Below are 5,438 nucleotides of genomic sequence, written 5' to 3' on the forward strand. Positions count from 1 at the left end.
GCACATTCCGATCGACGTGCTTGCCCGCTTGGGCGGCGACGAGTTCGCCTGGCAGGTGCCGGCGCTGCGTGAGGAGTTGGTGACCGCGCTCATCCGCTCGCTGCCGAAAGACCTGCGCCGCAACTTCGTTCCCGCTCCCGACACCGCGCGCGCTGTGCTGGGCTCGATCGACCCCGCCAAGGAGCCGCTGCTGGACGCGCTGCAGCGCGAGTTACGGCGTCGCACCGGCATTCTCGTACCCATCGACGCTTTCGACCTGGACAAGCTGCCGACACATCTGCGCGTGACGTTCGCCGTCGAATCCGCCGAAGGCGAGGTCGCCCGCGGCAAAGACCTGACCGCCCTGCAGCAGCGGCTGACGACGTCGACCCGGCAGGCGGTGGCGCACGCTGTGGCCGGTGACCTGGAACGAACGGGCTTGCGCGCCTGGCCCGACGATCTCGATGAGCTACCCCGAGTGGTCGAGCGCACCGTCGAGGGACGCACCGTGCGCGGGTTTCCCGCCTTCGTCGACGCGGGCTCCGCCGTCGACCTTCGCGTGTACGCGGCCCCGGCCGAACAACACAGCGTGATGGGGCCCGGCACCCGGCGGCTGGTCCGCCTGAGTATCACCACACCGGTCAAAACGATCGAGCGGCAACTGGATACCCGAACGCGGCTGACGCTCGGCACCAACCCGGACGGATTGCTGTCCGCATTGCTCGACGACTGCGCCGACGCCGCGGCCGACGTGCTAATAGCCGAGCCGGTGTGGACCCGCGACGCGTTTACAGAGTTGCGCAAGCGGGTGGCAGCGGCCCTGGTGCCGACGACGCTGGACGTGGTGGACCGTGTCGAGCAAGTGTTGGCGGCCGCGCAGCAGGTGCAACTTCTGCTGCCGGCCCACCCGCCGTCCGCGCAGGCCGGCGCGATCGCCGACGTCCGCGCCCAGCTGGACCGACTCTTGCCGCCCGGCTTCGTCACCGCCGCCGGACAGGCACATCTGGGCGACCTCGCTCGCTACTTGACGGCGATTCACCGGCGACTCGAGCGACTGCCCCACACGATCCAAGCCGACCGGGAGCGCATGCTGCGCGTGCACGCCGTGCAGGATGCCTACGAGGAGTTGGTGCGCGCGCTGCCGCCGGCGCGAAGGGCGGCCGCCGACGTCCGCGAGATCGGTTGGCAGATAGAGGAATTACGCGTGAGCCTGTGGGCTCAGCAGCTCGGCACACCGCGTCCGGTCAGCGAGCAGCGCATCCACCGTGCGATCGACGCCCTGTTCACAGGCTCCTGAAAGATTCCCCTCCCACTCTCAACCTATAGCGCACCCGGGGGCTTGCCGCAAGCCCCGGGTCATGCCGCACAATCGCTGGCCTAAGCCACAATTGGCAGAGATCGGGGTTGGCAAATGGACGTAGTGCAGGCGCCTGGCGGGCCGGGTCGAGACATAGACCACGGGGTAATCATCGCCGGCGGAGGCCCGACAGGACTGATGTTGGCGGGCGAATTGGCATTGGCGGGAATCGACGTCGCGATTGTCGAGCGGCGTGCCGGCCAAACCCTGATCGGTGCGCGCGCGGGTGGTCTCCACGCACGCACCATCGAGGTTCTCGATCAGCGCGGAATCGCCGAACGCTTCCTGTCCCGTGGAGACATTGCCCAAGTCGCGGGCTTCGCCCAGATTCGGTTAAATATCAGCGACTTTCCCTCACGGCACCCCTACGGGCTGGCACTGTGGCAGAACGAAATCGAGCGCATCCTCGCTGACTGGATTACCGAATTGGGGGTCCGCTTATACCGCGGACGTGCGGTGACGGGCGTCGCCCAGGACGACCTCGGCGTCGATGTGGAGCTGGGCGACGATGAGCCCCTGCGCGGGGAATATGTCGTCGGGTGCGATGGCGGACGCAGCGTGATCCGCAAGGCGGCGGGCATCGACTTCCCGGGGTGGGATCCGACGACGAGTTATCTGATCGCCGAAGTCGAAATGGCCGCCGGGCAAACACCGAGCATGGGCATCCGCCATGACGCGCTGGGGGTGCATTCGCTGTCCACGTTGGGGGACGGGCGGTCGCTACGCGTCATGGTCACAGAGCAGCGGCTCGAGCCGGCAGGCGAACCCACCTTGCACGATCTTCGTCGGGCGGTCGCCGCCGTATACGGGGCGGATTTCGGGATCCACAGTCCCGCTTGGATTTCCAGGTTCACCGACGCCGCGCGTCTTGCCGCGGCCTACCGTGACCGGCGGATTCTGCTGGCCGGCGATGCCGCGCATGTCCACCACCCGGTTGGTGGGCAGGGTCTCAACACCGGGGTGCAGGACGCAGTGAACCTGGGATGGAAGCTGGCGCAGGTGGTCAAAAAGACCTCGCCCGATACTTTGCTCGACAGCTACCACGCCGAACGACACCCCGTTGCGGCGCGCGTGCTGCGCAACTCGATAGCGCAGATGGCACTCCTGCGCCAAGACGACCGCACAAAAGCCTTGCGCGACACCATGTCTGACCTCTTGGCCATGGATCAGCCGCGCAAAGAGTTTGGCGCGATGATGTCCGGCTTGGACATTCACTATGACTTCGGCCCAGGACACCCGTTGCTGGGGCGGCGCATGCCCGATGTGGACTTAATCACTGCCGATGGTCCGGTGCGGACGTTCACGCTGCTGCATGACGCGCGGCCGGCGCTGCTCAACCTCGGTGAGCCGGGCGCCTTCGACATCACCGGATGGTGCGATCGAGTGCGAGTCGTGGACGCGAAATATGTTGGCGAATGGGAGCTTCCGGCGATCGGTAGGGTCGCGCCACCCGCAGCCGTGTTGATCCGGCCCGACGGACATGTCGGCTGGGTGGGAGAGCCCGTCGACCCAACATTGCGCGACTCGCTGATTGCTTGGTGCGGGCCGCCCGTCGCGGCCTGACGAGGCTCAAAGGACACGCGTTTGGGTGACTTGAATTCATTGGCGCACCGTGTAACGTCCGGTGTTCGCCAATCAGAAGCAGGAAGCGTTCACCGTGAACATCGAAACCGATGAGTCGGTCGCACCGCCCATGAACTGGGCCGAGGCGCAATCGCTGCTGCGGCCGGTGCTGCGGCCACAGAGTTACGTCAACGACCTCGTCAACAGCGGGGCGCAGCCCTGGGTCCGCCCGGTCCTGCCCTTCGTCAACGAACTGGTCGTGGTCGACCTGCCGACCGCGCCGGCCATGGTGACACCGCGCGAAACCGAGGCCTGGGGCATTGCCGGCGAACAGGTCTTCGCGGTGGCCCGAGAGAACCTGTCAGCGCAGCAGCAGACATTCACCCCCGGTGAACAGTTCCTACTGCAGGACGCCGACGGCAGCACCTACATCGACTCGATGATCCTGGCCACCGGTTGGCTGAGTTCCCTGTCGGTGGCCGGTGGTCCGCGGCCGCTGGTGTTCTTCCCCGGTGACGGGGCGCTGTTGGTCGGCACCGACGCCCCCGACGTCGCACCCGGGCTGTTCGAGGCCGCCGAGCAGATGTACCTCGAGGCCAATCAATCCATCTCGCCACAGGGCTACACCATCTCGGGCAATGCGATCGTGCCGTTCGATCAGGCCGGGCCGCACGTTCTGCGCCTCTTGGGGCTCAGGGCACGAACCCTGTTGGCGGCCAACGAATATCATGACCAAGCGGAGTTTTTACGGGATCACTATGAGCGTGAACAGTTTCCGCAATACGTCGGTGCGGCGCAGGTGATCGAGACTCCGTGGGGCGCGCGCACCACGGCGGTCTGGGGGCAGGGCCTGCCATGGGAGCTCCCGCAGGCCGATTACGTGACCTTCCTGGTAGGCGACCCGTCGCAGGTGTCCGACTCGTTCACCGTTCCGTTTTCCACCGTGGTCGAACTCGTGGGGATCCTCCCGGTCGCTGGGCTCAATCCGATCCGGTACCGCGCCAGTGACTGGCCGGTGCCCGAGGTGCTGGCCGCGCTGAAGTCGCACGCCGTGGAGTTGCCGACGGAGTAACGGCGCCGCGCAGCCCTAATCCGGCGGCTCGTCGCCCGAGCCCCGAACGGCGGCATCTTCCCGTTCGCTGGGCTTGCCGGGCACGTCCTCGGCCTCGCGGTCGGCGGCGACCTTTTCCTCGAGCTCGTCGACGACGTTTTCCAGCTCCTGAGCGTGGCTCAGGGAATCTTTGTCCGGTTTGGTCATATCGCTTTCCATTGGCTTGGCAACGGTCTCGTCGCTATCCCTTACCCCGTCGCGCGAGTGCTAATCGCAGGAGTGAGGGTGCGGGTTTGCCAAGACAATCGTGACCGACGCGACATAGCGCGGCCGCGGTGGAAGTATCGCAGGCGTGGCCACCAAAAAACCGCAGACAATCTCTTACCCCGCACCCGACTCACGACCACGTCGCCACGGTGAGCAGCCCCTGGACCCCCACGTCATCGTTCTTTTCGGTGCGACGGGAGACCTTGCCAAGCGCAAGCTGATCCCTGGCCTCGCTTACCTCGACCAGTCCGAACTTGCACCCGATATCCAAATCGTCGCTACATCGCTGGAGGACTTCAGCGACGACGAATTCCGGGAACTGGCCAAGACGGCTATCGACGATTTCGGCACCCACAAGCTCTCGGCCGAGCAGTGGGCCGACTTCGCAAAAATCGTCAGGTATGTCCCGCAGGGTGCCGGACCCCAGGCGCTCGCGGCCGCGGTCGCCGAAGCCGAACATGAACTCGGGCCCAACGTTCGCCGGCTGCACTACCTGTCGGTGCCGCCCAAGGCGGCGCGCGACGTCATCACCATGCTGCGCGAGGCCAATCTGGTCGACCGCTCCCGGGTCGTGATGGAAAAGCCATTCGGCACGGACCTGGCCAGCGCGGTAGCACTGAACGACTTCGTGCACGAGACGTTCGAGGAATCCCAGATCTTCCGCATCGACCACTTCCTGGGTAAGGAGGCGGCGCAGAACATCCTGGCGTTCCGATTCGCCAACGGCCTGTTCGAGCCGATCTGGAACCGCAACTTCATCGACCACATCCAGATCGACATCCCCGAGGCCCTGGGCCTGGATCAGCGCGCGAACTTCTACGAGAGCACGGGCGCGTACAAGGACATGGTCGTGACCCACCTGTTCCAGGTCATGGCGTTCGTGGTGATGGAGCCGCCGACCGCCCTCGAGCCCTACGCCATCAGCGAAGAGAAGAATAAGGTGTTCCGGTCGATGCTGCCGGTCATGACCTCGGACGTAGTGCGCGGCCAATACAGCGGCTACCGCACAGAAAACGGTGTGGCGAAGGATTCCGACACAGAGACGTTCATCGCGCTGAAAGTCGGCATCGACAACTGGCGCTGGGCCGGCGTACCGATCTATCTGCGCACCGGCAAGAAGATGGCCGAGGGCATCCGCATCATCTCGATCGCTTTCAAAGAGGCGCCGCGCAGCATGTTCCCGGCGGGGTCGGGGTGGGGACCCAGGGTCCCGATCACCTC

4 protein-coding genes and 1 pseudogene are annotated in these 5,438 nt (G+C 65.7%); 4 read left to right on the plus strand and 1 reads right to left on the minus strand.

Features of this window, described 5'->3' with window-relative positions:
• From JOZ00_RS20795 to JOZ00_RS20805, 3 genes are all read left to right on the plus strand, one after another.
• The coding region (locus tag JOZ00_RS20795; protein ID WP_293347329.1) for a DUF3418 domain-containing protein at positions 1–1,276 on the plus strand (1,276 nt) is incomplete at its 5' end.
• 114 nt (positions 1,277–1,390) lie between these two features.
• The gene (locus JOZ00_RS20800; protein ID WP_293347332.1) at positions 1,391–2,899 is read left to right on the plus strand and encodes an FAD-dependent monooxygenase; all 1,509 of its coding nucleotides are present in this window, start codon (positions 1,391–1,393) and stop codon (positions 2,897–2,899) included.
• Positions 2,900–2,993: 94 nt separating this feature from the next.
• Positions 2,994–3,971 (plus strand): hypothetical protein, encoded by a 978-nt coding sequence (locus JOZ00_RS20805; RefSeq protein ID WP_366022378.1) that lies wholly within the window; start codon positions 2,994–2,996, stop codon positions 3,969–3,971.
• A gap of 15 nt (positions 3,972–3,986) precedes the next feature.
• On the opposite strand, the gene JOZ00_RS20810 is transcribed toward JOZ00_RS20805, so the two are convergent.
• Entirely contained in the window at positions 3,987–4,169 is a 183-nt protein-coding gene (locus JOZ00_RS20810) for a hypothetical protein (RefSeq protein WP_293347338.1), read from the minus strand.
• Between the two features lie 133 nt (positions 4,170–4,302).
• Here JOZ00_RS20810 and JOZ00_RS20815 point away from each other — a divergent pair.
• Positions 4,303–5,438, plus strand: a pseudogene (locus JOZ00_RS20815) (glucose-6-phosphate dehydrogenase); the annotation flags it as partial.

Origin of the sequence: Mycobacterium sp. (assembly GCF_019243155.1) — a bacterium.
GTDB lineage: Bacteria > Actinomycetota > Actinomycetes > Mycobacteriales > Mycobacteriaceae > Mycobacterium.

What these genes read in the sequence shown, in the direction of transcription:
- JOZ00_RS20800 (WP_293347332.1), top strand. Translation starts at nt 1,391, where the DNA reads ATGGACGTAGTGCAGGCGCCTGGCGGGCCGGGTCGAGACATAGACCAC.
- JOZ00_RS20810 (WP_293347338.1), bottom strand. Translation starts at nt 4,169, where the DNA reads ATGGAAAGCGATATGACCAAACCGGACAAAGATTCCCTGAGCCACGCT.